The following is a 23,210-nucleotide window of genomic DNA, read 5'->3' as shown; positions in this document are numbered from 1 at the left end:
TATAGAAGATCCAAACATGACATCCCACCCCTACGACGCACTCCCCCTGACGGACGGCGGCAAGCTGCTCCTGACGCCCTGCCCCGGCACGCAAGGGGTGGACCTCGCCGACGCGCTCGAGCAATTGCGCGAGGCCGGCGCCGATGCCGTGGTCACGATGACGCCGAGCGACGAGCTGGAGAAGCTCGGCGCAGCCGCCCTGCCGGAAGCCGTGGCCAATGGCGGGATGCGCTGGTTCCAGTTTCCCATCGAGGACGACGCGGCCCCCGGCCCGGCATTCGAACAGGCCTGGGCCGCTGAGCGCGATGCGTTGCTTGCCATGGTCTCGCGGCACAGCGGCATCGCCATCCACTGCCGCGGGGGCTCCGGGCGCACCGGCTTCATGGCGGCGCTGCTCCTGCGCGAGCTCGGCCTGGACGCCGAGCAAGCCGACGCCCTGGTGCGGCGGCTGCGCCCGAATGCCTTGAAGCTGCCCGTCCATATCGACTACCTGGCCGCTCGCGACGGCCGGCGCACACAACAGGAGCACCCACAATGACAGTCCGCATCGGCATCAACGGCTTCGGCCGCATGGGTAGGCTCGCGCTGCGGGCGGCACGCGATCGCGACGACGGGCAGGATCTGGCCTTCGTGCACGTCAACGAGATCGCCTGCGACGCGGCGGGCTCGGCGCACCTGTTGGAGTTCGACTCCGTGCATGGGCGCTTCGGGCACGCCTGCACCGCCGACGGCGACGCGCTCGTTGTCGGCGGCCAGCGCATCGGCTACAGCAGCGACAAGGCCATCGCCGACACGGACTGGTCCGGCTGCGACATCGTCATCGAGGCCACCGGCAAACACCACAAGCAGCCGGAGCTGCTGCAGGGCTACTTCGACCAGGGCGTCAAGAAGGTGCTCGTCGCCGCACCCACCAAGGGCGCGCTCGATATCGTCTACGGCGTCAACCATAGCCGCTACGACCCGGCCCTGCATCACCTGGTCACGGCCGCGTCCTGCACCACCAACTGCCTGGCACCGGTGGTGAAGGTCATGCACGAGCAGATTGGCATCGTGCATGGCTGCATGACGACCATCCACGACATCACGAATACCCAGCGGATCGTCGACCTGGGCCACAAGGACCTGCGCCGGGCGCGCGCTTGCGGGCGATCGCTGATCCCGACCACCACGGGCTCCGCGAAGGCCATCACCAAGATCTTCCCGGAGCTGACCGGCAAGCTGAACGGCCACGCGGTGCGGGTGCCGCTGCTCAATGCCTCGCTCACGGACTTCGTCTTCGAGGCGAAGCGTCCGGTAACGGCCGAGGAGATCAATGCGTTGTTTAAGGCCGCCGCCGAGGGCGAGCTGGCCGGCATCTTGGGCTATGAGGAGCGTCCGCTGGTATCGGTGGACTATCTGAATGATCCGCGCTCCTCCATCGTCGACGCGCTTTCCACCATGGTCATCGATGATACTCAGGTGAAGATCTATGCCTGGTATGACAACGAGTGGGGGTATGTGAATCGCATGGTTGACATTGCCCGCCTTCTTGAAGAAAGTTTGAAGTTTGAAGTTTGAAGTTTGAAGTTTGAAAAGAAGAGGACGGTCGCTTGGAAAGTTTGAAGTTTGAAGTTTGAAGTTTGAAGTTTGAAGTTTGAAGTTTGAAAAGAAAAGGACGGTCGCTTGGAAAGTTTGAAGGGTGAAGGGTGAAGGGTGAAGGGTGAAGGGTGAAGGGTGAAGTTTGAAGAAGGGAGAATCTAGGCGATGAAGTCGGATATTCCGGACCGCACATTTGAATTTGCTCGGCGGGTTGTGATGTTGTGTCGCGCGTTGGACGCCGAGCCCGGCGTACCCAGGATCTTGGCCAACCAATTGATCCGCTCCGGTACGTCGATCGGTGCGAATGTAGAAGAGGCACAAGCGTCGCAGAGCGTGGCTGACTTTGTCAGCAAGTACAGCATCGCTTGCAAGGAGGCCCGGGAAACCCGCTATTGGCTTCGACTCTTGGCGGCATCTGCGATCGTGCCGGAAGGACGACTGACCGATATGCAGCAAGAATGCAATGAGCTGATCGCGATCTTGACGTCAATCATAAAGAAGCTCAAGAGCCGAAAGCAGTAGTCCATTCTTCTTCGAACTTTCGAACTTCACGCTTCAAACTTCAAACTTCTCTCTCTTTTTCCCTTTCAAACTTCACCCTTCACCCTTCAAACTTCTCTCTCTTTCCCTTTCAAACTTCACCCTTCACCCTTCAAACTTCTCTCTCTTTTCCCTTTCAAACTTCACCCTTCACCCTTCAAACTTCTCTCTCTTTCCCTTTCAAACTTCACCCTTCAAACTTCAAACTTCTCTCTCTTTTTCCCTTTCAAACTTCACCCTTCAAACTTCAAACTTCTCTCTCTCACCCTTCAAACTTCAAACTTAAAAATGGCTTTCCTTTCAAACTTCAAACTTCAAACTTCAAACTTCCGTTACCTAACAGTAACGGCAGGCTATTGGGCGTTTACGATCACGGACGGCGCCATCCGCATGTTGGTGGTGCTGTACTTCCACCAGCTCGGCTATTCGCCGTTCGAGGTGGCGATGCTGTTCCTCTTCTACGAGGTCTTCGGCATCATTACCAATCTGGTGGGCGGCTGGCTCGGGGCGCGCATCGGGTTGAATCTCACCATGCACATCGGCATGGCGTTGCAGGTGGTGGCGCTGTCGATGCTGACGGTGCCGGACCCCTGGCTATCGGTGGTCTACGTGATGGCGGCGCAGGCGCTGTCCGGTATCGCGAAGGATCTGAACAAGATGTCCGCGAAGGCCACGGTCAAGACCCTGACGGGGGAGGGCGCAGGGGCCGAGTCGCGGCTGTTCAAGTACGTCGCGGTGCTGACGGGCTCGAAGAACGCGCTGAAGGGCGCGGGCTTTTTCGCCGGTGCCGCGCTGCTGCAAGCGTTCGGCTTTCGCAACGCGCTCTTCATCCTCGCCGGCAGCCTGTTTCTGGTGATGGTCATCACGGTCATTCTGCTGCCGTCCGGCGTCGGCAAGATGAAAGAGAAGGCACCCTTTAGCCAGGTCTTTTCCAATACCCCCGCGATCAATTGGCTGTCCGCCGCCCGCTTCTTTCTGTTCGGCGCCCGCGATGTCTGGTTCGTGGTGGCGCTGCCCGTGTACCTCTACTCGGTGCTGAACTGGGAATACACCGCGGTGGGCGCCTTCCTCGCGCTCTGGGTCATCGGCTACGGCATCGTGCAGGCCGGCGCGCCGGCGCTGATCCGCCCGAATCGGCATGGCCAAGGTCCTAGCGGGCGGACGGCTTTCCTCGGCGCGCTGGTGCTGGCGCTGGTGCCGGCGGGCATTGCCTGGGCCTTGATGCAAGGACCGTCGCTCGACTGGGAACCGGCGCCGATCCTGATCATCGGGCTCATCGCCTTCGGCATCGTCTTCGCCATCAATTCGGCGGTGCATTCCTACCTGATCCTTGCCTACGCGGATGCGGACAAGGTCGCGCTCAACGTCGGCTTCTATTACATGGCCAACGCCGGCGGCCGGCTCGCCGGCACCGTGCTGTCCGGCCTGATCTTTCAGCTCCAGGGCCTGGAAGGCTGCCTGTGGTGGTCCACCGGCTTCGTGCTTGCCGCCGCGCTGCTCTCGCTCTGGCTCCCGCGTACGCCGCGGGTGGTCGCCGCCGATGCGACGGCGCAACCCAGGCTCATCGACGCCGACGGCGTGGTGGAGGCGACACGGCTGGCTGAGCTGTATGCGCCCTTTGCCGGTCGGATCGAGGGCTGTGCGGTGCGCGAGGGCGATGCGGTGACCGCCGGGCAGGTCCTGCTGCGCATCGTGCCGAGCGTCGGCGACGGCGCCGAGCTGTCCATCGCGGCGCCCTGGGATGGCCAGGTGTTGCGCTCCCACGTGCGCGTGGAAGGGCGCGAGGTGCCGGCACAGGCGCTGCTGCTGGAGCTGTTCGACCCGGACAGCGTCGTGCTGCGCTTCTCGGTGGACGGGATGCAGGCGCTCGGCCTGGCGCCGGGTCAGTCGGTGCAGGCGCAGTTCGCGGGTGCCCCGAGCAGCCCCGTCGAGCTGACCATCACGCGCGCTTGGCCGGCGCTTGAGCCGGACACCGGCCGGCGCGTGCTCGAGGCGCGGATTCCCGCGCAGGCCGGCGTCGCCATCGGGCTGCCGGCACAGGTCCGCGTCGAGCCCCCTGTCGCCGTGCAACTGCCCGCGACGCTGCGGCGGGCCCTCCCGACCGGGGCCTGACGCCAACAGCCGCGGGCTTGTCCGGCGGGCGGAACCGGACGATGCCAGTGCCGTTGCGCTGGATCTTTCTTTTCATGCGCGAAGTCATATATACGGATATCCGTATGCGTGACAATCCTCGCCGTGACGCTGCGCCGGCAGGGCCCTCGGGGCACTGTGCGCAGGCGTACTGAACGCCCCCGCTCGACCCGCGTGGCCTGTCCCCCTTGCGGCAAGGACGCCACGGACCGAGAAGACGGAGCAAACAGGCCGCCCTCCGGCGTCGTCGGTCGGAGGCAGGCCTTAACCGCAGACCACAGCGGCCGCGCCGACCTCTCGGGCGGTCGCGCCATTGCCGAGGTACCCGGATGCCCGATCCCTTCGCCTGGCTTGGCGATGTCGTCGCCTTTTCGCTGCTCGGACTGAGCCCGGAGTCCGCCGCCGGCGCGGCGCTGCAGTTCTTCGTCATGGACGTGGCGAAGATCTTTGCGCTCTTGGTGATCGTCATCTATCTCATGGGCCTGCTGCGCGCGCTGGTGTCGCCGGAGCGGGTGCGGGAATTCGTGCGCGGCCGGCCGGACTGGCAGGCGCGGGGCCTGGCCGTCGGTCTTGGTGCCATGACGCCCTTCTGCTCCTGCTCCTCGGTGCCGCTCTTCATCGGCTTCGTCGAGGCCGGCATCCCGCTCGGGGTGACCTTTTCCTTCCTGATCGCCTCGCCGATGATCAACGAGGTCGCGGCGGTGCTCTTGGTCGGCATCCTCGGCTGGAAGCTCGCGCTGCTCTATATCGGCGCCGGGCTGCTGGTGGCCTGGTTCGGCGGCATCATCATGCAGCGCTTCAAGCCCGAGCGCTGGGTCGAGGACTACGTCTGGAAGATCCGCATGGGCGAGGCGGCGGCGTTGCGCCCGGACACCAGCCTGCTCGGACGCCACCGCTTCGCCGTGGCCGAGGTCAAAGAGATCCTGCGCCGGATCTGGGTCTGGGTCTTGATCGGCATCGGGGTCGGGGCGCTGTTCCACGGCTTCGTGCCGACCGAGTGGGTAGTGGAGCACCTGGGCGACGGCCAATGGCTGGCCGTGCCCGGCGCCGTGCTGGTCGGCATTCCGCTCTACTCCAACGCCACCGGCGTTATCCCGGTTGCCGAAGCGATGCTCGGCAAGGGCGTCGCGGTCGGCACGGTATTGGCGTTGATGATGAGCATCGCGGCGCTGTCGGTGCCGGAGATGCTGATCCTGCGCAAGGTCATCCGCTGGCCGGCGCTGGCGCTGTTCGCCGGCGTGTTGGCGGTGGCATTCATTCTGGTCGGCTGGGGCTTCAATCTGGTCACATGAATCAAAAGTTTGAAGTTTGAAGTTTGAAGTTTGAAGTTTGAAACAGGTTTCGCACTTCGCACTCCGCACTTCGCACTCCGCACTTCGCACTTCGCACTCCGCACTCCGCACTCCGCACTCCGCACTCCGCACTCCGTACTCCGTACTCCGTACTCCGTACTCCGTACTCCGTACTTTTTACTATGAAACAAATCAAAGTCCTCGGCTCCGGCTGCCGCAACTGCGAGATCACCGCCAATGCGATCGCCAAAGCGGCCGAACAGGCCGGCGTCGAGATCGAGCTGGAAAAGGTCACCGACATCGCTGCCATCATGGGCTACGGTGTCATGTCGACACCTGGCGTTGTCATCGACGGCACGGTTGTGCACGCCGGCGGCGTGCCCGGGCCGGATCAGATCCGCGGCTGGATGAAGGCGGCGCCGCAGGAGAGCGCGTCCTGATGAGCAGCCAATGCGAAGTGACCGGCAAGCAGGCCGCCGGTGCCGACATGGGCCTGTTCGAGAGGTGGCTGACGCTGTGGGTGTTTCTGTGCATCGTCGCCGGCATCGCGCTGGGGCAGTTCTTTCCAGGCGCGTTCCAGACCATCGGCGAGCTCGAGGTGGCCCAGATCAACCTACCCGTGGCGGTATTGATCTGGCTCATGATTATTCCGATGCTGCTCAAGGTGGACCTCACCGCCTTGTCGGGCGTGACCGAGCATTGGCGGGGCTCGGTGGTGACGCTGGTGGTCAACTGGGCCATCAAACCCTTCACGATGGCGCTGCTGGCCTGGCTGTTCATCGGCTGGTGGTTTGCCCCGTACCTGCCGGCGGGGCAGATCGACAGCTACATCGCCGGCATGATCATCCTCGGGGCCGCGCCCTGCACGGCGATGGTGTTCGTCTGGAGCAATCTCTCGCGCGGCGAGCCGCACTTCACCCTCGCCCAAGTCGCCTTGAATGACCTGATCATGGTCTTCGCGTTCGGCCCCATCGTCGCGCTGCTGCTGGGGCTGACGGCCATCGTCGTGCCCTGGGAAACCCTGCTGCTGTCGGTGCTGATCTACATCGTGGTGCCGCTGATCATCGCGACCCTCTGGCGGCGTCTGTTGCTGCGCGCCGATCCGCAGGGCGGCGCGCTTGCGCGGGTGCTGGACCGGCTGCACCCGGTTTCGCTGCTCGCGCTGCTGGCGACGCTGGTGCTGCTGTTCGGCTTCCAAGGCGAGCAGATCACGCAACAGCCGCTCATCATCGCCCTGCTGGCCGTGCCGTTGCTGATCCAATCGGCGCTCATCTTCGTCATCGCCTATGTCGCGAACCGCTGGGTGCGCTCGCCGCATTGCATCGCCGGCCCCTCATCCATGATCGGCACCAGCAACTTCTTCGAGCTGGCCGTTGCCACCGCCATTGCGCTGTTCGGTTTCGAGTCCGGCGCCGCGCTGGCGACCGTGGTGGGGGTGCTGATCGAGGTGCCGGTGATGCTGCTGTTGGTGCGCGTAGTGCTGCGCACGCGCGCCTGGTATGAGCGCGGGCGGGGTGTGCCGTCGAGTATCGACTTGGTTCCCTTCGCCGCCGCGGGGTCGCGCGGGGCCGGCGATGCCTGACGCTGCGCCCCACATCGAGGTGCTCGGCTTCGACTGCGGCGCCTGCCGCAAAACCCATCGTTTGCTGGTCGCCGCCGCCGAGCGGCTCGGCGTGCCGGCGCGGATCGACAAGGTCTCGGACCCCGCGCGCATCGCGGCCCTGGGCGCGCTCCGAGTCCCGGGTGTTGCCGTCAACGGTCGCCTGGTGTCTCAGGGCGGCGTCCCCGATGCCCGGAGCATCGCCGCCTGGCTCGCCACGTCGCCTAACGCGGGCGCCGGATCGTGACGAGCAGGCAACCCATCTCGGAACGGGTTGCGTATCTCGCGGCCTTACCATCAGCCGCAGGAGCGCAAGTACTTCCGCGCGCAGCCGCGAGACTTCCGTGTCCGGACTAACGGAACTATAAGATTGCGTCGCTGTGCGCAGGCACGACGCGAGCTCACGCGCCCAACCCGCTGTCTGGCAAGCGTTCCGTTGATGAGCCCGGTGACCGGAATTGACTTGAACAGTCGCGCCGGTAGGCTACTGCGGGAGGTGGTAAAGGTTGTCCGGACGGTCGTACGTGCCCTCATCGTTTGCCGATCGCGGTCTGCGGTTCCATACTGCGTCGCTTTCATCCCGGAAGATGCCGGATGGCTCGGGCAACGGGCTTGCGCACACAGTTGTCTAGTCACCCAGTACGATCGCCTCGTCTGCAATCGAAGGCGGTTTTCGCCCGCGCCAAGGCCGTTCGAGCGAACCCCCTTCACCGGGTAACGTCGGAGGCGAGAAATCCGGCTTGCGTGGCACCAGACGGGCCAGCGGTGCGGGACGATATGTGAGAGACCATGAGTGTGCGAGGATCTGACATCGACACGGGAGGGCCGCCTCGCCGACCCGGTCGGCGCCGCGCGACATCTAGCGTGTCGTACTCGTCAAAAATCATCAAGGCCGGAGCCTTGATCGCGGACACGAGGACACTCCTTGCGCACTGGGAGCCGACGGCTTCCGTGGAAGCGAACCTCGACCGCGTGCGGCGGGAGAGCATCTTCGGCAAGGCATCGCGTTCACGCGTGGAAGATATTCTGGCGATATTCCGGCAGCGTTATCTCATGGAAGACTCAGTCACCAAGGCCCTTGTGACGCTGGTTCTCTTGTGTCGTCTGCGCGACATGGCACCATCTGATGGACATTGTGCGGAGGCCGCTCCCCCAGTAGGCCCGGTAGTCCCTGCTGGCGGCCTTGATCATCGTTCCGGCCGCCATGACCCGAGGTCCTGCTCGTGACACCGCTCCTGCGGTGTCACGCGCTCTTCGGCGCTCTGCGCCCCGCGGGGTGTGACGGGGCGACGAGGTGGGCAGCGGCCTTGGGACAGCGAGCGCGGCGGGTGAGCGCTGAGCGCCGGGAGGCGGTGACACCGCAGGAGCGGTGTCACCAGAGAGAAAGAGCGTTGCTCGATGTTCCCAGTGCGATGCTCTTCTCCTTCTCTCCTTCTCTCCTTCTCTCCTTCTCTCCTGCTCTCCTTCTTCTCTGCGCCTTTGCGTCTCTGCGCGAGGCCTCGATCATCGCGTCAGCCACCACCGAATCGAACCACTAAAGCGCGTGACACCATGCGGCTGAAAACAGCCCGAGCTTTTTACGATGTCCGCTGGCGAATCGCGGTTCTGCTCACCGCCATCCTGGCGGGATTCGCGCCCATCGGGCTGGCCGATGAGACATGGCCGGCGATCCGGTCCTATCTCGCCGCGGGGCCGATCGAGAACTTTCTGCTGCAGCCGGAGGCTCTGCCCGACGACCCGAGCGACGAGTTCTACTTGGTCTTCGATGTCCGCAGCGCCAGCGAGCTTGTCGCGAGCGGGGAAACGCTGCCAAGCGCCGAGCATACTCCCTATACCGACATCATGCCGCTGTTGGCGGCGCTTGGAGACGACCGCAGCCAGCCGGCGTTGATCTATTGTCAAACCATGCTGCGCAGCACCCAAGTGGTCATGGCGCTGCGCCTGCTTGGCTATGAAAACACTTGGTATCTTGCAGGCGGTATCGACCGTTGGCGATCTGCGGGAAAGCCGCTGAAGCCAGTTGACCACGCGGATGAAAGCGCCATAGCGACTGATTAAGACAGCTTCCTGCAACGGCGGAAGGCTAGCGATGTCGTGCGGCACAAGGGTTTCGCAGTTCGACGCAGCTTGAGGCAAATGCGGGTAGGGTAGACGTTCGATTTCGATTTCGATCCCGATGCTGGCGAACGGCTGGCGGACCCTGAGTGTTGGGGATGAGTGGGTATCGCCCTCGCTGCGTCGACGATCCTGATTTTTGCGACTCTCGACCACGGCAAGGCGGTGTTCCAAGCGCTGATATGCGAGAATTCAGCGCAGGGCGAGCATCAGGCCCCCAAGATCTTTACATTCACTCATGATCGATGCGAGAGGTCAGAATCGATGCGGTCCCAAGACGAGCATAAGCATATCGTAAGCGCCTACGACCTCGAGCTGGCCCACCTCCGCAGCCTGGTCGTTGAGATGGCTGCTTTGGTGGTGCAACAGACGCGTACAGCCGTCGAGGCACTCACGCAGAGCAATCAAGCCGACGCACGTGCAGTGGTCGAGCGCGACCCGAAGATCGATGCCCAAAGCGTCGCCGCCGATGAAGAGGTGTTTCGGGTCATCGCCAAGCGCCAGCCGACGGCAATCGATCTGCGCCTGGTGCTCGCAACCGCGCGCATCGTCGGCGACCTAGAGCGCGCGGGCGACAAGGCCAAGCGCATCGCCAAGCATACCCTGAAGCTGCTGGAGGCAGACTCGGCACCACTGGTGCCCGAGCAGGCGCTCGCGTCCATGCATCGGCTGATGGAGATTGACTGTGAGCTATTGCAGGGCGCCGTTGCGGGCCTCGTCGAGGCCGATCTCGACAAGGCAATCGCCGTCTTCGAGGCCGATTCGCGACTCAACGCGGCCAGTGAAGAGCTGCGCACCGCCCTCTTCGATCCCGCAGCCGGGCTCAGTGGCGACCACTTTGCCGGATTGCTGACGGTGGCCCATGCACTGGAGCGGACCGGCAATCACGCCAACAATATCGCCGAGCAGGTGGTCTACGTGATCACGGCCGAGGATGTTCGCTTCCGCAACCGGGAGCTGCTGATCGACAGCCTAAGCAACTGGCGCCGAAGCTGATTAACCCGGCGCCCGCCGCTCTTGTCCAATGCTGACAGCCTTGGCTCCGGCCGCGCCCCCTCAGCCGAAGCGCCCGGTGATATAGGCCTCGGTCAGCTTGTGCTGGGGCCGGTTGAAGATGTCGTCGGTAGTGCCGACCTCGACCAGGTCGCCTAGGTGGAAATAGGCGGTGCGCTGGGAGACACGCGCCGCTTGCTGCATCGAGTGGGTGACGATGGCGATGGTGTACTGCTCGCGAAGCTCGTCGATCAATTCCTCGATGACCGCCGTGGCAATGGGGTCGAGCGCCGAGGCGGGCTCGTCCATGAGGATCACCTCGGGCGAGACCGAGATCGCCCGCGCGATGCACAGGCGCTGCTGCTGACCGCCGGAGAGCCCGGTGCCGGCAGCATCGAGCCGATCCTTGACCTCGTTCCAAAGACCCGCGCGCTGCAGACTGGTCTCGACCAGCTCGTCGAGCTCGGCGCGGTTGTTGGTCAGCCCGTGGATGCGCGGCCCATAGGCGATGTTCTCGTAGATCGATTTCGGGAACGGGTTCGGCTTCTGGAACACCATGCCGACGCGCGCGCGCAGCGGCACCACGTCGATACCGCGGTCCTGGATCTCCTCCCCCTCGAGCTTGATCGAGCCCGTGACGCGCGCCACCGGGATGGTGTCGTTCATCCGATTCAGGCAGCGCAGAAAGGTCGATTTACCGCAGCCCGACGGGCCGATCATCGAGATGACTTCGTTGCGGCCGATGTCCAGACTGACGTTCTTGATCGCATGATTGTCGGCGTACCAGACGTTGACATCGCGGCACACCATGCAAGGATTCGGTGAGGTGATCTCACCGACGGTGGTGCTGGTGGACTGATCCTGGGACAGGCTGTCGGCGGTTAAATGGCGTCGTTTCTCGGCGATTGCTTCTGCGGTGGTATTCATAGGGGGCTCGGAAGCTGGCTGATGGGGCGCGATCGCCGCCATCGTCGCGACGGCGTTCAGGGCCTCATGCGGGTAATTCGTGCCTTGCTTAGTCTGCACGTGGGCGGTCCTGGGGCGGTTTTACAGCAACTTGGCCACTAGCCGCACTGATGATTACCAAGGCCGCATGACCCCACTCCTTAGGGAGACACCGATTGATTGGGCCTCCTGCCCAACAATCGGACGGAGCCGGAGGGCGCGGTCTCGCGGCTCCTTCATGTTCAGTGCGTTAACGTCACTGACAATGGCTGGGCATCCTACCCGGCGGGAAACGCCGAAGACTGCGGCTTTTCCCTCATCACCAACGCCGCTCGAAGCGTCGGCGCAGGAGCACGGCGGTCAGGTTCATCAGGATCAGGAAGGCCAGGAGCACCATGATCGCCGCCGAGGTTCGCTCGACGAACGCGCGCTCGGGGCTGTCAGCCCAGAGGAAGATCTGCACCGGCAGTACCGTGGCCGCGTCGGTGAAGCCCTGCGGCACGTCGACGATGAAGGCGATCATCCCGATCATCAGCAAGGGCGCGCTCTCGCCAAGCGCCTGGGCCATGCCGATGATGGTGCCGGTCATGATGCCCGGCAGGGCTAGCGGCAGCACATGATGCATGCGCGTCTGCAGCGGCGAGGCACCGACGCCGAGCGCGGCCTCGCGGATCGAGGGCGGCACCGATTTCAGCGCCGCACGGCTGGCGATGATGATGGTCGGCAGCGTCATCAGGGTCAGCACCATCGCCGCCACCAGCGGTGTCGAGCGCGGCACGCCGAAGAAATTGATGAACACCGCCAGACCGAGCAAACCGAACACGATCGAGGGCACCGCCGCGAGGTTGTTGATATTGACCTCGATGAAATCGGTAATGCGATTCTTCGGCGCGAACTCCTCCAGATACAGCGCCGCGCCGACCGCGATCGGGAACGAGAACAGCAGGGTCAACACCAGGGTGTAGAACGAGCCCATCACCGCGCCACCGATACCCGCCAGCTCGGGCTCGCGTGAGGTGCCATAGGTGAAGAACGGCATGTTGAAGCGTTTGCTGATCAGACCCTGGTGCTCCAGCTTCAAAACCCAGGCGATCTGCTGATCCCCCAGTCGCCGCGCGTCCTGCGGGGTGGTCAACTCGATGGTCTGCCAGGTGCCTGGCTCGGCCGGGTCCGCTGAGGCCGGCGGCACCAGCACCTCGCCGCGCGCGCGGTCCGCCTCCAGGGCCACCAACTTGATCAGGCCGTCGTTGACGCGCAGCAGGAAGCTCGGCGCGTCGGCGCTCAGGATCAGCTCGTCACTGCTCGCTGCCTCATCGCGCAGGTCCTGGATCTTCGTCTCCAGCCGGTCGATCTCGCGTCCTTTGCGATCGATCTCACGCTCGATTTCGGCCGCTTGCTCTTTAGGCAGATCCGTTTGCGCGAGCTGTTGATCCTGAAGGTCGCGATCGCTTTGCACCAGCCCTTGCTGGCGCGCAAGCTTGTCGGCGGCGTCGGTGATCCGCTCACGGGCCTGCGCGAGCAGCGGCCCCAGGCCCTCGTCGGAGACGCGCACGACGACCTCCTCGCCGATCGCGTCGAGCTCGCCCTCGAGCGTGGCGACCCCATCGCCATCGGCGCGCACGACCGGGGTCATGCGCCCCTTCATGAACACGTCGATATCGTCATTCGCGAGCAGACGCACGGAGCGCTCGCTGCCGATCACCGTCGGATCTCGCGTCACGCGCTCGCGCAGTTGCAGTGGCGCGCCCGGGCTGAGCAGTTCGTCCAGGTCGCGCAGGGGCGTACGCCCGGTGACCTCTGGAAACTCGGCGCGCAAGGCGTCGCGAGCGAGCTTGAGAAAGTTCACCGAGCGCAGTTGACTGGCGACCTCGGCCTCATCCAGATCGCCATCGCGCAAGGCGCCGGTCGGATCAATCGCCTCGGCCTCGAACGCTACGGGCAGTTCCAGATAGCTCTGAAAGAAGGCGCTATAGCCATTGCTGACGATGTTGATAAACAGGATCGCAACGAAACTGAGCCCAAGCACAACGGCGCTGGCCCCGAGCAGCCGGAACCGACGCTCGGTGGCATAACGCCGTTTCAGGCTGGCCTCGACGATCTCACGCGGACTGCGGCTCGCGCCGCTGGCGGTGGCGGTCTTAGTCATACTGTTCCCGATACTTGCGCACGATGTGCAGCGCGATGACGTTAAGGACCAGGGTCACGACGAAGAGCGTGAGTCCCAGCGCGAAGGCGGCCAGGGTCTTGGCGCTGTCGAACTCCTGGTCACCGGTGAGCAGGGTAACGATCTGCACCGTCACCGTGGTGACGCTCGCGAGGGGGTTCGCGGTCAGATTTGCCGCCAGGCCCGCGGCCATCACCACGATCATGGTCTCGCCGATGGCGCGCGACACCGCGAGCAGCACGCCGCCGACGATGCCCGGCAGCGCTGCGGGGAAGATGATGCGGCGGATGGTTTCGGACTGGGTTGCGCCGAGTGCATAGGAACCGTCGCGCAGCGACTGCGGCACGGCGTTGATCACATCCTCGGAGAGCGAGGAGACGAACGGGACGATCATGATGCCCATCACGAGACCCGCCGCGAGCGCGCTCTCGGAGGCGACATCCAGCCCAACGCTCTGGCCCAGATCACGAAAAAAGGGCGCCACGGTCAACGCGGCGAAGAAGCCATAGACCACGGTCGGGATGCCGGCCAGGATCTCGAGCACCGGCTTGGCCCAGGCACGCACCTTGCGCGGCGCGTACTCCGCCAGATAGACCGCCGAGAGCAGCCCGACCGGCACCGCCAGCAGCATGGCGATGAACGAGATCAGCAAGGTTCCGGTAAACAGCGGAATGGCGCCAAAGGCCCCCGAGGCACCCACCTGCTCGGCACGCAAGGCGATCTGCGGACTCCATCGGGTGCCGAATAGGAACTCGGTCCAGGGCACCATCTGGAAGAAGCGGATCGACTCGAACAGCACCGACAGCACAATGCCGAGCGTGGTCAGGATCGCGATTAAGGAGAACAGGATCATCACCAACATCAGGATCGATTCGACCCGATTGCGGGCGCGAAAGCTGGGCTTGGTATGCTGCCAGGCCCAAGCCATGCCGGCGAGGACAACGGCGCCAGTCAGCGCCCAGAGGCTGAGCGTGGCAATCTGCTGGAGCTGTTGGAAGCGAGCCGCGGCCGCCTCGACCGCGGGGCTCGGGTCACGCCCCATGAGGTTACCGCTGGCCAGGTTGCGGATGTCGCTGGTGAGCAGGCTCAACTGCCCCTCGGAGAGGTCGGCGGTCACCTCTGGCGGTAGCTCTGCGAGCGTCAGCGCGGTGAGAATCTGCCCCTGCAGGCCGACCCAGAGCAGCAGTAGCAACATTGCCGGGAGGCCGACCAAGAGCGCCGCGTAGTAGCCGTAGTATGACGGCAGCGAGTGCAGGCGATTGATCTGAGAGACGCCGCCGACGACGCCGATCGCGCGTTGGCGTCCGATGTAATAGGCCAGCGCCATGGCGGCCAGAACAATGAAAAACAGCAGCGTGGAGCTCATAACAGCGCGCGGTCTTGGCGAAAAGCGACGAAAGACGATCGAGCAATGCAAGACGCCGACGGCCCTTGAGAGCCGCCGGCGTTGATCAGCAGGGATGCGGATGCCGCGTCAAAGCGGCATCACGCATCGAGCCGGGCCTTATTCGGGGCTCGACATCGGCTCCAGGCCTTGTGCCGACTTGGCAACCTTCTTGCGCATGTCCTCGGGCAGCGGAACCAGGCCCTTAGGCGGCAGGTAGCCATCCGGACCCCAAGCATTGTCGCTGGTAAACTCGTTCACGTACTCCTGGATGCCCGGTATGGTGCCGACATGGGCATTCTTGACATAGAAGTACAGCGAGCGCGAGACCGGATAGTCGCCGCTGGCGATGTTATCGAAGGTCGGCTCGACACCATTGACGATGGTGCCCTGCAGCTTGTCGGTATTCTGGTCCAGGAAGCTGAAGCCGAAGACGCCGAGCGCGTCCGCGTTCGAGTCGAGCTTCTGCACGATCAGGTTGTCGTTCTCGCCGGCCTCGACATAGGCTCCATCCTCGCGAATGGTGTGGCAGATCGACTTGTACTTCGACTTGTCCTCGGCTTTGGTTGCCGCGATCCAGTCGAAGGTCTTGCAGCCACCTTCCAGCGCGATCTCGGCGAAGGCGTCACGGGTGCCGGAGGTCGGCGGCGGGCCGAGCACCTCGATGGCGACATCGGGCAGATCCGAGTTCACGTCCTTCCAGGTCTTGTAGGGGTTCGCGACGAGCTCCTCGCCACCCTCTGGGTTCGGCACATCCTTGGCCAGCGCCAGCCACACGTCACGCAGCGAAATCTCGAACTGCTCGGCCTTCTTCGAGTTGGCGATGGCGATGCCGTCGTAACCGATCTTGACCTCGGTGATCTTATCGACGCCATTCTTTTGGCAGTTCTCGAACTCGGAGACCTTCATCCGGCGCGACGCATTGGTGACGTCGGGCTGATCGACACCGACGCCGGCGCAGAACAGCTTCATACCGCCGCCCGAGCCCGTGGACTCGATCTTCGGGGTGTTGAACTCGGTGGTGTTACCGAAGCGCTCGGCGACCGTGGTCGCGAATGGGAACACGGTCGAGGAGCCGACGATGTTGATGGTATCGCGGGCCATGGCCTGCGAGGAGAGAGCGAGCGTGCCAAGTACAGCGACGGCAATCGGAGATTTCTTCATGGGGGCAATTCCATCAGCGGGTTAGTCGAGCCGAGAAGTATGCCCCACGATCTATGCGGAGTTGTGACGAAAGAATGACGATTTTATGACCGCGCCTCAGGTCCCGGGTCACCGGCGGCAGGCAAAAGGGCCGAGGGCCGAGGGCCGAGGGCGGACTCCTCGGCCCTTGGTTCACCCGCGAGCAACGCTCCGGGAGCGGGGCTGCGCTCGGCGGCTACCGGCGCAACGGGTGCAGCGCGGAGTGCGTATTCCCGTAGACACTCCGGGGTCAGAGCGCAAAGTCGCCGCCCAGCGGCTCTTCGCCTTCCACCACGGGCAAGGTTAGCTCGTTGCCCCAGTGGGACCAGCCGCCGTTGTAGAGACGTACATCCTCGTAGCCCAGGTGCTTGAGCTGGAGGTAGGCAAGGCCCATCCGGAAGCCGTCGTGGCAGTAGGCATAGATGCGCTTGTGCTTCGGCAGCTCTGCGTAGAGCGCTGCTAGGGCGGCATCGTCACGCCACTTGCCGCTCTGGCCGTCGGTGCCGTCGAGGCTCACAATGTTGATTGCGCCGGGGATATGGCCGCCCATGATGGAGTGGCGAATGACCTCGCCGGTGTACATGTCCCGCGGGCGGGCATCGAGTAGAACCACGTCGGGATCACGTCGCGAGACGACATCGGCATAGACGTCGTCCCATTCGACAAACAGCTCCGGATTCGCCTCGCCGAGGGTCACGGTACCGGCCGCGCGGGGCGCTGTCGGCTCCTTGGTCAACTCATTGAACGCGGTCCAGTCGATGGTGCCGCCGTTTAAGATCTTCACCTGATCCATGTTGAAGCCGTAGAGATCGAGCAGGTAATACAGGCGCGACACAAGCGCCGTACTGGAGTCGTCGTACAGCACCAGCGTCGAGTCGTCGTCGACCCCCCAGGCCCGCAGCGTCTGCTGAAAGGTCTCGCGCGACGGAAAGCGCATGATCGGGCTCGCCGCATTGTCGCCCAGATCCTTGAACCGCTGGACCTGGGTCGCGCCCGGAATGTGGCCGACGGTGAAGTAGCGGTGCGGGTGATAACGCACCTCCAGCACGATCAGATTCTCCTCGTCCAGGCGCTCGGCAAGCCAGTCGGCATCGACCAGGAAGTCCGGCTCCGCAAAGGCACTGGTTGTCCATAGCAGGCCGGCGAGCAGGACGAGGGCATTCAGCCCGCGGATTGGCTTGAATGAAGACGGCATGGGCCGGTGGGGCATGTTGCGCTCCGTTGGTGATGGACGCCGGTATCGACGCCGATTGAGGCAGAAGGCGATGGATCGGGCATCCTGAACAGAGATCGGATGGCACCCGCCCCGTCCACGCCGGACAGCAAGGTAAGGGTGGTCATTCGAACTCGAAATCTACCCGCAACCGCATTTGGCTCAAGCGGCGTCGAAGTGCGAAACCCTTGCGTGGTGCGATGTCGCCCACCAACGATAGCGATAGCGATAGCGATAGCGATAGCGTTCGCCCGACCTTGGTTCCGCTGCGACGAGTGTACCGCTTATTTGTCAATCCTCGTTTGTTGGGTCGAGACAGGTATGCGACAAGGCGCCCGGGCGGCTGCCGACTGGATCTGCGCGCCGTTGCGCGCGCCCATCCGCGGCACGATGAGCTGCCAGCCGCCCCAGGGGGGGGGCGCTGCGGCTCCGGCGCGACGGCGCTGTCCGCAGCCGGCGCGCGCAGAGCCTCGCCGACTTGCTACGAACCGGGAGAGAATGCGCGCGGCGAGCATCGCTGGCTCCCGCACGGCTTGTGCCTGCGGGGCGAACCTCAGCCGAGCAACGCTAGCTCGCCCTCGGGTGGCCAAACAGGCTGTGGAACGCGCGCCGTGGCTGCTCTTTAATGTCGACTGCCGCGGGGCGCCAGCGGCAGCGCAGACGCCTCGCGGGTTGTTCGGGACTCGCGGCGTCGCGACCTGAGTGCGACGATGCAGCCGCTCGCTGCTGCGGTGGCGCCGCGGCGCGAGGCCGCGGTCGGCCGCGGTCGCTCGTTGACTTCAACCAGATTTGCTCCTTATGGCACTGATCACGCATCGTCGGCTTTGGCTCCTCATCGCCGTCGGCAGCGCGGCGCTCGCGCTGGCGAGCATCCTGTTGACGGAATGGCTGGCCCTCGCGCCCTGCCACCTGTGTATCTTCCAGCGACTGCTATATATGCTGATCGCACCGCTGGCGCTGCTCGCGGCCTTCACGACCGGCCTCGCGCGGCGCATCAGCGGCGCGCTGGTCGCCTTGGCGGCGGCCGGCGGTGCGGCGACCGCGGGCTTTCAGACCTGGCTGCAGGCGCAGCCCGAGGGCAGCGTCTCCTGCCTCGGCCCGGACATGGGTCCCATCGAGCGCTTCGTGGAATGGCTTGGCATGCAGCAGCCGACGCTGTTCATGGCCACGGGGTTTTGCGAAGACAAAGCGCTCGTCATCTTCGGCGTTGCCTTGGCCGGCTGGGCGCTGCTTTGCTTCATCGCGATCCTCGCGCTGGCGCTATGGCTGCTGCTGCGGCGTCCGCCCGACGCCGAGGGAGCCTGAGGGCGATTTCGATCCCGATCCCGATCCCGATTTCGATTTCGATGAAGATGGCAAGGAGCCCTAACCAAGCGATGATTCTTCCGGAGACCCAAACGATGCCGATGACCCGTCGAGAATTTCATGCCGGCCTGGTCGCCTTGCTCACGGCGGCTGTGATTCCGGGTGCCCGTGCCGAGGACGGCCTCGTCGAGGGGCGCGACTGGCGCCCGCTCGCGCCGCCGCAGCCCGGCACCGACAACGCGACGATCGAGGTGCTGGAATTCTTCTCCTACGGCTGCCCGCATTGCGGGTCGCTGAATCCGCTGATCAAGGCCTGGGCCGAGCAACTGCCTGACGATGTGACCTTCCAGCGCGTGCCGGTCACCTTCGGCCGCGCGGCCTGGGCGAATCTGGCGCGCTTGTACTACGCGCTCGAGCTCGGGGGCTCTCTGGCAGAGCTGGATCAGGCCGTGTTCGATGCCGTGATCCAAGACCGGGTGAACCTCTACACGGAAAAGAACATTCTCAAGTGGGTCGAGCAGCAGGGGCGCGACGCGGAGGCATTCGGCAAGACGCTGAACAGCTTCGAGGTGGATCTCGCGCTGCGGCGTGCGCAGGATCTGGAGTCGCGCATGCGGGTCGACGCCGTGCCGCAGATCGTCGTGGACGGGCGGTACGTTGTCGTCGGCGAGGGCGTGCGCGGCTACGAAGGCCTGCTCCGCATTGCCGACGCCCTGGTGGAGCGGGCGCGAGGCGAGCGCGGCTGAGTCCCGCACCGGCCCGCGTTCAAGGTCACGAGAAGGTCACCCTCGGCACCTATACTCCCCCGCACACGCCCACTGTGTCGGGGACGACAATGCAAACGCCTTATCTTCCGCTCGCGGGCCTGCGCGGCCTGATTCTTGGTGTGGCCAACGAGCACAGCATCGCCTGGGGCTGTGCCCGGGAGGCCCATCGGCAGGGCGCCCGCCTGGCCCTCTCTTATCTCAACGACAAGGCCCGGAGCTATGTTGCGCCGCTGGCCGAGCAAATCGACGCGCCGATCTTCCCGTGCGACGTGACCGTGCCGGGCTCGCTGGAGAGCTTCGTCGAGCAGGGTGTCGCGAGCTTAGGCGGGCTCGACTTCGCCGTGCACGCCATCGCCTGGGCGCCCGCCGCCGACCTGCATGGGCGGGTCACGGACAGCAGCCGCGAGGGCTTCGGCCAGGCCATGGCCATCTCCGGCCACACCTTCGCCGAGCTCGGTCGGCTGTGCGAGCCGCACATGGGCCACGGCGGGGCGCTGATCACCATGACCTATCACGGTGCCAATGTGGCGATACCGCACTACGGCTTGATGGGACCGGTGAAGGCCGCGCTTGAGGGCATGGTGCGCTACATGGCGCTGGAGCTCGGCCCCAAGGGCATCCGTGTCCATGCGGTGTCGCCGGGGCCGATCATGACCCGCGCGGCCTCGGGCATCGCCCACTTCGACGAGCTGCTCGCCACGGCCCAGCAACGCGCGCCCCTGCAACGCTTGGTGACGCAGGAAGAGGTCGGCGCCCTGACCGCCTTCCTGGTGGGTCCCGGCGGCTCCGGCATGACCGGGCAGACGCTGTTCGTGGACGGCGGCATGCACGCCGTCGGCTGATCCGACCGATCCCCAGGTGGCGCCGCCACCGGGCGCCCCTGCACGCCCCTTCCCTGATCCGGAGGACGCTTTCATGCGCATGACAGATAAGGTAGCCATCGTCACGGGTGCGGCCAGCGGCATCGGCCGCGGCATCGCGCTGGCCTTTGCCCGCGAGGGCGCCAAGGTCGCCATCGCCGACCTCAACCTGGAAGGGGCCGAGGCGGTGGCCGGGGAGATCCGCGATGCCGGCGGCCAAGCCATCGGCGTCGCCATGAACGTCACCAGCGAGGCGGAGGTGGAGGCCGGTGTGGAGCGCGTCGTGCGCGAGCTCGGCGGCGTCCACGTCCTGGTCAGCAATGCCGGCGTGCAGATGATCGGCGCGGTGCACGAGATGCCGTTCGAGACCTGGAAGAAGATGCTCGCGATCCACCTCGACGGCGCCTTCCTGACCACCCGCGCCTGCCTCAAGCCGATGTACGCGCAGGAGCAGGGCGGCTCGATCATCTACATGGGCTCGGTGCATTCCAAGATCGCGAGCCTGCTCAAGGCCCCCTACGTGACCGCCAAGCACGGCCTGCTCGGGCTCTGCCGGGTGGTGGCGAAGGAGGGCGCCGCCCACGGGGTGCGCGCCAACGTCGTCTGCCCCGGCTTCGTGCGCACGCCGCTGGTGGACAAGCAGATCCCGGAGCAGGCCCGGGAGCTTGGCATCAGCGAAGCCGAGGTGGTCAAGAACGTGATGCTCAAAGACACGGTCGATGGCGAGTTCACCACCGTCGAGGACGTGGCCGAGGCGACCGTCTTCCTCGCCGCCCACCCAAGCAACGCTTATACGGGCCAGTCGCTGGTCGTCAGCCACGGCTGGTGCATGGAGTAAGGAGCAACGCCATGAAAAACAAAATCGTTTCTGCCGACGAGGCCGTGCGCCTGGTGCACGACGGCGACACCCTGGTGTTCTCCGGCTTCGGTGTTGTCGGCGTGCCCGACGAGCTGGGCGTCGCGCTGGAACGGCGCTTTCTCGACACCGGCGCGCCGCGCGACCTGACCCTGTTCTTCGGCGGCGGACCCGGCGACGGCAAGGACCAGGGCGCCAACCGCCTTGCCCACGAGGGACTCATCAAGCGCGCCATCGGCGGTCACTGGGGCCTGGTGCCCAAGATCGGCGAGCTGGCGCTGGCCAACAAGATCGAGGCCTACAACCTGCCGCTCGGCGTCATCTCGCACCTGTATCGCGAGATCGCCGCCGGCAAGCCGGGCAATGTGTCGCCGGTCGGGCTCGGCACCTTCGTCGACCCACGCCTGGAGGGCGGCAAGGTGAACGACTGCTGCACCGAGGATCTGGTGGAGGTCATCACCCTCGGCGGGCGCGAGATGCTGTTCTACAAGGCGCCGACGCCGAACGTGGCCTTCATCCGCGCGACCATGGCGGACGCCGACGGCAACCTGGCGCTGAACCGCGAGGCGCTGACCCAGGACACCCTCGCCATCGCGATGGCCACCAAGAACGCCGGCGGCCTGGTCATCGCCCAGGTCGAGCACGTCACCGAGACCGGCGCCATGCTGCCACGGCAGGTCAAGGTGCCGGGCATCCTGGTGGATTGCGTGGTGGTGGCAGCGCCCGAGCACCACTGGCAGACCTACGGCACCCAGTATCAGCCGGCGCTGTCCGGCGAGATGCGCGTGCCGCTCGACGCCTTGCCGGCGATGCCGCTGGATGAGCGCAAGGTCATCGCGCGCCGCGCCGCCTTCGAGCTGATGCCCAACGCCGTCGTCAACCTCGGCATCGGCATGCCGGAGGGCGTGGCCAACATCGCCGCCGAGGAGCACCTGCTGCCCTACATGACCCTCACCGCCGAGCCCGGGATCATCGGCGGCGTGCCCGGCAGCGGGCTCAACTTCGGCACGTCGATCAACGCCTCGGCGCAGGTCGACATGAACCAGCAGTTCGATTTCTACGACGGCGGCGGGCTTGACCTCGCCGTGCTGGGTCTGGCCGAGTGCGACGCCCGCGGCAACATCAACGTCAGCCGCTTTGGGACCAAGCTGGCCGGTGCAGGCGGATTCATCAACATCACCCAGAACAGCCGCATCGTCATCTTCGTCGGCACCTTCATGGCCGGCGGGCTCAAGGTCGAGATCGCCGACGGCAAGCTGGTGATCGTCAACGAGGGCCGGTTCCGCAAGTTTGTCGAGCGCATCGACCAGGTGACCTTCAGCGGCGAATACGCGGCCACGAACGGCAAGCGCGTGCTCTACGTCACCGAGCGCTGCGTGCTGGCGCTGACCCCGGACGGCCTGGAGCTGACCGAGGTCGCCCCGGGCATCGACATCGAGCGCGACATCCTCGCAAACATGGCGTTCCGCCCGATCATCCACGATCCGCAACCGATGGACGAGCGCATCTTCCGCCCCGATCCGATGGGGCTCAAGGACTCGCTGCTCGCCATCTCGTTGCTCGATCGCATCTCCTACCAGCCGGAGCGCAACCTGCTGTTTCTCAACTTCCAGGGGCTCAAGCTGCGCACGCCCAAGGACGCCCAAGACGTGCAGGACGCCGTGGAGCGCAAGTGCCGGGAGATCGGCAAGCAGGTGGATGTCATCGTCAACTACGACGGTTTCGAGGTCAGCGAGCCGGCCATGGATGCCTACGCCGGCGTGGTCGAGCACATGGTCACGCACCACTACGGCAACATCACCCGCTACAGCACCAGCGCGTTCCTGCGCGACAAGCTCGGCAGCGCGATCCAGGAGCGCGGCCTCGCGCCGCACATCTTCGAGACGCGGGCGGAAGCGGAATCCGCGCTCTAGCGAGGTAGAGCCTCAGACCGGCCAGGGCGCGGAGCGCTCTTTTGAGCAATCCGGTCGTCGCGAACCAAGGGCCGAGGGCCGAGGGCTGAGGGCTGAGGAGAGCTCCCTCGGCCCTCGGCCCTCGGCCCTTTTGCCTGTGCGCATGTCGCGGGCGGAGGGGCCTGTCGGGCCGCCGCTCGCCCGGCTCGCCAGCAACCGACCAGCCGGTGAATGACCAATCTGAGCCCGCGGGGCCGGGTGCGCACCTTGACGACCTTGGGCCTGGGGCGGCAGGATTCAGCGCAGGGCACCAGGGATTCGCACGTTTCGGTCCGTTGCGGCCGCCGGTTGGCGGCTGGCCTCGTCGCCAAGCGCACGGACGCGGTGGTCCCCC

General features: G+C 65.0%; 20 protein-coding genes and 3 pseudogenes. 17 read left to right on the top strand and 6 right to left on the bottom strand.

Features of this window, described 5'->3' with window-relative positions; translation table 11 throughout:
* The first annotated feature begins 16 nt into the window (after positions 1-16).
* The 12 genes and pseudogenes from ML01_RS17905 to phoU all read left to right on the top strand — a co-directional run bounded on the left by ML01_RS17905 (position 17) and on the right by phoU (position 10,251).
* A complete protein-coding gene (locus tag ML01_RS17905; protein WP_058556767.1) occupies positions 17-538 on the top strand; it encodes a tyrosine-protein phosphatase in 522 nt (173 codons plus the stop codon).
* Entirely contained in the window at positions 535-1,557 is a 1,023-nt protein-coding gene (locus tag ML01_RS17900; protein ID WP_058556766.1) for an ArsJ-associated glyceraldehyde-3-phosphate dehydrogenase, read from the top strand. The genes ML01_RS17905 and ML01_RS17900 overlap by 4 nt, the downstream gene beginning before the upstream one ends.
* Positions 1,558-1,743: 186 nt before the next feature.
* Positions 1,744-2,100, top strand: a complete 357-nt coding sequence (locus ML01_RS17895) for a four helix bundle protein (protein ID WP_058556765.1) — start codon at positions 1,744-1,746, stop codon at positions 2,098-2,100.
* Positions 2,101-2,406: 306 nt separating this feature from the next.
* Positions 2,407-3,642, top strand: a pseudogene (gene arsJ / locus ML01_RS17890) (organoarsenical effux MFS transporter ArsJ); the annotation flags it as partial.
* A gap of 3 nt (positions 3,643-3,645) precedes the next feature.
* Complete coding sequence (locus tag ML01_RS30710; protein ID WP_254045303.1) at positions 3,646-4,230, top strand: HlyD family efflux transporter periplasmic adaptor subunit; 585 nt, start codon at positions 3,646-3,648, stop codon at positions 4,228-4,230.
* Positions 4,231-4,577: 347 nt separating this feature from the next.
* Positions 4,578-5,540, top strand: coding sequence for a permease (locus ML01_RS17885; protein WP_058556764.1), 963 nt, complete (start codon positions 4,578-4,580; stop codon positions 5,538-5,540).
* Positions 5,541-5,722: 182 nt separating this feature from the next.
* Complete coding sequence (locus ML01_RS17880) at positions 5,723-5,980, top strand: thioredoxin family protein (RefSeq protein ID WP_058556763.1); 258 nt, start codon at positions 5,723-5,725, stop codon at positions 5,978-5,980.
* The gene (gene arsB / locus ML01_RS17875) at positions 5,980-7,122 is read left to right on the top strand and encodes an ACR3 family arsenite efflux transporter (protein ID WP_173865199.1); all 1,143 of its coding nucleotides are present in this window, start codon (positions 5,980-5,982) and stop codon (positions 7,120-7,122) included. The genes ML01_RS17880 and arsB overlap by 1 nt, the downstream gene beginning before the upstream one ends.
* Positions 7,115-7,387 carry a thioredoxin family protein gene (locus tag ML01_RS17870; RefSeq protein WP_058556762.1) on the top strand — a complete coding sequence of 91 codons (273 nt, stop codon included), beginning with the start codon at positions 7,115-7,117 and terminating at the stop codon, positions 7,385-7,387. Before arsB ends, ML01_RS17870 begins: the two co-directional genes overlap by 8 nt.
* A 542-nt stretch (positions 7,388-7,929) precedes the next feature.
* Positions 7,930-8,367: a BrxA family protein gene (locus ML01_RS31430; RefSeq protein ID WP_082674400.1), complete on the top strand. Its 438-nt coding sequence runs from the start codon at positions 7,930-7,932 to the stop codon at positions 8,365-8,367.
* A gap of 324 nt (positions 8,368-8,691) precedes the next feature.
* A complete protein-coding gene (locus tag ML01_RS17865; protein ID WP_058556761.1) occupies positions 8,692-9,198 on the top strand; it encodes a rhodanese-like domain-containing protein in 507 nt (168 codons plus the stop codon).
* Between the two features lie 159 nt (positions 9,199-9,357).
* The gene (gene phoU / locus ML01_RS17860) at positions 9,358-10,251 is read left to right on the top strand and encodes a phosphate signaling complex protein PhoU (RefSeq protein ID WP_156427812.1); all 894 of its coding nucleotides are present in this window, start codon (positions 9,358-9,360) and stop codon (positions 10,249-10,251) included.
* A 60-nt stretch (positions 10,252-10,311) separates the two neighbouring features.
* On the opposite strand, the gene pstB is transcribed toward phoU, so the two are convergent.
* The 6 genes and pseudogenes from pstB to ML01_RS17835 form a co-directional block, all read right to left on the bottom strand.
* A complete protein-coding gene (pstB, locus tag ML01_RS17855) occupies positions 10,312-11,058 on the bottom strand; it encodes a phosphate ABC transporter ATP-binding protein PstB (RefSeq protein ID WP_371258223.1) in 747 nt (248 codons plus the stop codon).
* Between the two features lie 454 nt (positions 11,059-11,512).
* A pseudogene (pstA, locus tag ML01_RS30705) lies at positions 11,513-12,307 on the bottom strand (phosphate ABC transporter permease PstA); the annotation flags it as partial.
* Positions 12,308-12,829: 522 nt separating this feature from the next.
* A pseudogene (locus ML01_RS30700) lies at positions 12,830-13,339 on the bottom strand (DUF3333 domain-containing protein); the annotation flags it as partial.
* On the bottom strand, positions 13,332-14,723 hold the full coding sequence (pstC, locus tag ML01_RS17845) for a phosphate ABC transporter permease subunit PstC (RefSeq protein WP_058556757.1): 1,392 nt from the start codon (positions 14,721-14,723) through the stop codon (positions 13,332-13,334). The gene pstC and the pseudogene ML01_RS30700, both read right to left, overlap by 8 nt.
* Before the next feature lie 138 nt (positions 14,724-14,861).
* Positions 14,862-15,905 (bottom strand): substrate-binding domain-containing protein, encoded by a 1,044-nt coding sequence (locus tag ML01_RS17840; RefSeq protein ID WP_058556756.1) that lies wholly within the window; start codon positions 15,903-15,905, stop codon positions 14,862-14,864.
* A 268-nt stretch (positions 15,906-16,173) separates the two neighbouring features.
* Positions 16,174-17,133: a sulfurtransferase gene (locus ML01_RS17835; protein ID WP_082674398.1), complete on the bottom strand. Its 960-nt coding sequence runs from the start codon at positions 17,131-17,133 to the stop codon at positions 16,174-16,176.
* Positions 17,134-17,934: 801 nt separating this feature from the next.
* Between ML01_RS17835 and ML01_RS17830 the strand changes: the two genes are divergently transcribed.
* The 5 genes from ML01_RS17830 to ML01_RS17810 all read left to right on the top strand — a co-directional run bounded on the left by ML01_RS17830 (position 17,935) and on the right by ML01_RS17810 (position 22,837).
* A complete protein-coding gene (locus tag ML01_RS17830; RefSeq protein WP_058556754.1) occupies positions 17,935-18,441 on the top strand; it encodes a disulfide bond formation protein B in 507 nt (168 codons plus the stop codon).
* Positions 18,442-18,536: 95 nt separating this feature from the next.
* Positions 18,537-19,187, top strand: coding sequence for a thiol:disulfide interchange protein DsbA/DsbL (locus ML01_RS17825; protein ID WP_058556753.1), 651 nt, complete (start codon positions 18,537-18,539; stop codon positions 19,185-19,187).
* 89 nt (positions 19,188-19,276) lie between these two features.
* Positions 19,277-20,050 carry an enoyl-ACP reductase FabI gene (fabI, locus tag ML01_RS17820; protein WP_058556752.1) on the top strand — a complete coding sequence of 258 codons (774 nt, stop codon included), beginning with the start codon at positions 19,277-19,279 and terminating at the stop codon, positions 20,048-20,050.
* 73 nt (positions 20,051-20,123) lie between these two features.
* Complete coding sequence (locus ML01_RS17815) at positions 20,124-20,906, top strand: 3-hydroxybutyrate dehydrogenase (protein WP_058556751.1); 783 nt, start codon at positions 20,124-20,126, stop codon at positions 20,904-20,906.
* 11 nt (positions 20,907-20,917) lie between these two features.
* Positions 20,918-22,837 (top strand): acyl CoA:acetate/3-ketoacid CoA transferase, encoded by a 1,920-nt coding sequence (locus tag ML01_RS17810; RefSeq protein WP_058556750.1) that lies wholly within the window; start codon positions 20,918-20,920, stop codon positions 22,835-22,837.
* Positions 22,838-23,210 lie beyond the last annotated feature (373 nt).

It is taken from the genome of Thiohalocapsa sp. ML1, assembly GCF_001469165.1.
GTDB lineage: Bacteria > Pseudomonadota > Gammaproteobacteria > Chromatiales > Chromatiaceae > Thiohalocapsa.
This window is presented reverse-complemented; position numbering and strand designations above follow the sequence as displayed.